We start from the raw sequence: 3574 nt of genomic DNA on the forward strand, positions 1-3574 counted from the left end.
CAACCAACGCTGCGACATTGAAAACAAAATAGATGAACTAAAAGAAGGATTTGCTTTTTCAAAAAACAGTCAAAGAAACAAATTTTGCAACGAAATATTTTTGCTTATCAAAATGATCGCTTACAATCTCCATAATTGGTTCAAAAGGACTATCTTGCCAGAGTTTATGAGTCATCATGAGATAACCACAATAAGGCGAATATTATATAATGTACCTGGTAATCTTGTTGGGAAAGGACGTTATAGGCATATACGTTATCCTAATAATCCGTTTCTTAAAACTGTGATAACGTATACACGAAAAGCACTAATGGTATTTTTTAAAGGCAAAAAACATTTTTCTCAAATTATCACAACCTGATTAAAAAATTTTCTCACTTTCTGAGAACATTACAGCTAAGATATATTAATATCTGTTATTGATAATTTGGATTAATTGACGTATAATAGAGTAGAATGAAAGTAGTGAGAACTACTACTCTCATAAACTGATTTCATTTTGTGCCTGGTAAACTACTTCTTTGGTAAGAATAGGGGGTTAATTTAAAATGTCAGAAAAACATGATTTATATTTTCAACCTGAACCTGGCTTTACTGCGGAAGAGGCTTATGAAGAAGCTTCTCGCTGTTTGAATTGTAAAATTCCTTCCTGTCAGAGAGCCTGCCCTTTAAAAGTAGATATCCCAGGCTTTATTAATGCCATTAAGGAAAAAGATCTGGAAACGGCTATGATGATTATTAGAGATTGTCATCCCTTGCCCGCTATGTGTGGTTATGCCTGCCCCAGCAGTAAATTTTGTGAAGGGCATTGTGCTTTGGCTAAAAAAGGCAAGCCTATTGCAATAGCCAAGCTAAAACGTTTTGTAGCTGATTGGGAATATGCTAACAGTATCAACGCTCAAAGATGGGCAAAACCTAGAGATGTTGCTGTTGTAGGAGGTGGACCGGCTGGAATCACTGCTGCCTATGAACTTTTGAAACTGGGGCATAGAGTGACCATTTTAGAAGCTAGTAATTTATTAGGAGGACTTTTAAGAAAGGCTTTGCCTGATTTTCGTTTGCCCAGGGAATTGGTGGATATTGAAGTTCAGAGGATAAAAAGATTTGGGGTTAGAGTAGAGACAGGAGAGATTTTGGGCAAAAATATCACCTTAAAAGATTTAAAACGTGTTTATGATGCAATTTTAATTGCCGGCGCCCCATATAAATCTAAAAAGTTAAATATTCCTGGAGAAGAACTACCTCAGGTATATTCCGGTATAGAATTTTTGATAAAACTTAAAAGTCTTCAATTGGATGAAGTGGATAAAATAAAGGTTGGTGAAAAGGTAGTTGTCATCGGTGGCGGGAATGTTAGTATAGACGTTGCGAGGTCATGTTTGCGCTTAGGAGCTAAGGAAGTGATAATTATTTATCGTAAAGGACCTGAAGAAATGCCTGCCTTAAAAAAAGAGGTAGATAAAGCTTTAGAAGAAGGAGCGAAAATCGTTTACTGGAGTACTCCGATTGAGATTAAAGGAGAGAATGGAAGGGTAACAGCAATAAACATTCAAAACCCTAATGGACAAGAAACTCTCCCGGTGGACGAAGTTTATGTAACTATTGGATACACCCCTAACCCTGAAAGCTTTAAAATTCCTGAATTAAAGCTGACAGAAAAAGGCTTAGTTGAAATAGATCCAAACACTTGTGAAACCTCCATCGAAGGGGTTTTTGCAGCCGGAGATGTAGCCTATGGTCCTTCCACTATTGCTGAGGCTATGGCTAGTGGCAAAAAGGCTGCTTGGGGTATCCATAAATATTTATCCCGAAAATAAAACACTAACAAAAAAGACAAAAAACAACAACTACTCCTAATGCCTCTAGCTTTTTGATGGACTGTTTCACAATTGCTTCTTTCTTGCGTTCTTCATAATAGGTTACTCCTAAGTCGCTATATGTTTCTTTTCGCTTCAATAAATAATGCACAATTGTAAGAATGCTATGGGCAACAGCAACTGCAGCTCGGTTGGCTCCCCGCTGGGCAACTATACGGTGGTATTGGGCTGATAAATATGTATCCTTCGTGTGAGCAACAGCTCTTGCGGTTTTTACTAAAACAGACCATAATTTTTCGTTACCCTTGCTTGTTTTCCCTAATTTTCTTTTACCTGCATTTTCATTGTTACCTAGAACTACCTCTGCCCAAAAACAAAGATGAGCTGCAGAAGGAAATTGCTCCATGTCAAGTACCAATCTCAGCTATAATGTGTTCAGCTGTGCGCCTACCTATTCCCGGAATAGCTAAACGTTCCAGGTCTTATTCTAACCGGTTTATTTCTCGAGCACGTTCTTCTATTAAGCTCCGACGATATTTTATTAATTTCCGCAATTCACGCTGCTCCTGCAAAGGAATATAACTGCCATGTAATAAACCATGTTGCAATAGCCCTGCAATTCACTCTGTCAATGGTAATGTAATATTTTATAGGCCCCTTTTTCATATACACCTTTATGAAAAACAAATGCAAATTCATTCCTTAATTTCTTCTATGAAGTTAGTCACAATATCAATATATTCGTTAACTAACTCTATAAGGTTTTTATAATTGTCAAAAATTATTTTGTGGTTTATATCTTCATACTGGTGAACAATTCTATTTCTTACACCAGTAAAAGAGGCAAGCTGTTTTGAAACTTTGTTAGGTAAAATCTTTTTATCCCCAAGTATTATAAAAGATTCATAATAACTTTTAGGAGGTTAAAACAGTTGAAATTAATAGTAAAAAATGATATAATTTTAACTTGGTGATAATGAATGTTATTAACTATAAAAAAGGTTAAAGAGCTATATGATATAAGCAGAATTACTTTAATAAACTGGGAAAAGGAAGGATTAATAACCCCCGTTAGAACACCAAAAGGAAGAAGAAGGTACAAAAAGGAAGATATAGAGAAGTTATTAGGCATGCTGGAAGAAAAACCAAAACCCAAAGTAGTTTTGTATGCAAGAGTGTCCACAAAAAAGCAAGAAGAATATCTCAAAAATCAGATTAGAAGGCTTGAAGAATACGCTAATTCTCAAGGGTGGCAGTATGAAGTTATATTCGAAATAGCAAGTGGGGTAAACGAAAACAGGAGAGGTTTATTAAAGCTTCTAAACAAAATCAAAAGAGGGGAAGTTGAAAAAGTTGTAATAGAATATCCTGATAGACTAGCGAGATTTGGCTTTGAATATCTTAAATTTTTCATGGAAAGCTTTGGGGTGGAACTTATAGTTTTAAATGGAGAAGAGAATAAAGAAGATATAAATAAAGAACTGGCAGAAGATTTAATAGCAATAGTCACTTCGTTTGCAGCAAGAATTTACGGACAAAGAGGTGGCAAAAAACATGATAGTAATACAGGCTAAACTTATTTTCCTAACTCAAGAAAATAAACAAATAGTATTAGACTTAATGAGAAGATGGTCATCCTGCATGAGATTTGCATACAAGAGACTTTTAGAGGATTATGATAGAAACACACTAAAAAGAGACCTTCAGGGAACATTTGATTTAAACTCAAGATATGTAGATGATGCAATAATGAAAGC

Annotated in this window: 3 protein-coding genes and 3 pseudogenes; 4 read left to right on the top strand and 2 right to left on the bottom strand. The window is 35.4% G+C overall.

From position 1 onward, the window contains the following. Both M663_RS15195 and M663_RS0104145 read left to right on the top strand, forming a co-directional pair. Window positions 1-361: transposase (locus M663_RS15195; RefSeq protein WP_029688032.1), on the top strand; the 361-nt coding region annotated here is incomplete at its 5' end. A 187-nt stretch (window positions 362-548) separates the two neighbouring features. Continuing rightward, the gene (locus tag M663_RS0104145; RefSeq protein ID WP_029688033.1) at window positions 549-1817 is read left to right on the top strand and encodes an NAD(P)-dependent oxidoreductase; all 1269 of its coding nucleotides are present in this window, start codon (window positions 549-551) and stop codon (window positions 1815-1817) included. Between the two features lie 4 nt (window positions 1818-1821). Here the strand turns inward: M663_RS0104145 and M663_RS14535 are convergent. Further along, a pseudogene (locus tag M663_RS14535) lies at window positions 1822-2443 on the bottom strand (transposase); the annotation flags it as partial. A 69-nt stretch (window positions 2444-2512) separates the two neighbouring features. After that, window positions 2513-2725 (bottom strand): annotated as a pseudogene (locus tag M663_RS15200) (HepT-like ribonuclease domain-containing protein); the annotation flags it as partial. Window positions 2726-2797: 72 nt separating this feature from the next. Between M663_RS15200 and M663_RS0104155 the strand changes: the two are divergent. After that, window positions 2798-3391 carry an IS607 family transposase gene (locus tag M663_RS0104155; protein ID WP_029688034.1) on the top strand — a complete coding sequence of 198 codons (594 nt, stop codon included), beginning with the start codon at window positions 2798-2800 and terminating at the stop codon, window positions 3389-3391. Continuing rightward, a pseudogene (locus tag M663_RS0104160) lies at window positions 3372-3574 on the top strand (transposase); the annotation flags it as partial. The gene M663_RS0104155 and the pseudogene M663_RS0104160, both read left to right, overlap by 20 nt.

This window comes from Thermoanaerobacter sp. A7A, from assembly GCF_000445185.1.
GTDB lineage: Bacteria > Bacillota > Thermoanaerobacteria > Thermoanaerobacterales > Thermoanaerobacteraceae > Thermoanaerobacter.

Coding starts and splice junctions, on each gene's coding strand:
- M663_RS0104145 (WP_029688033.1), top strand. CDS start 549: ATGTCAGAAAAACATGATTTATATTTTCAACCTGAACCTGGCTTTACT.
- M663_RS0104155 (WP_029688034.1), top strand. CDS start 2,798: ATGTTATTAACTATAAAAAAGGTTAAAGAGCTATATGATATAAGCAGA.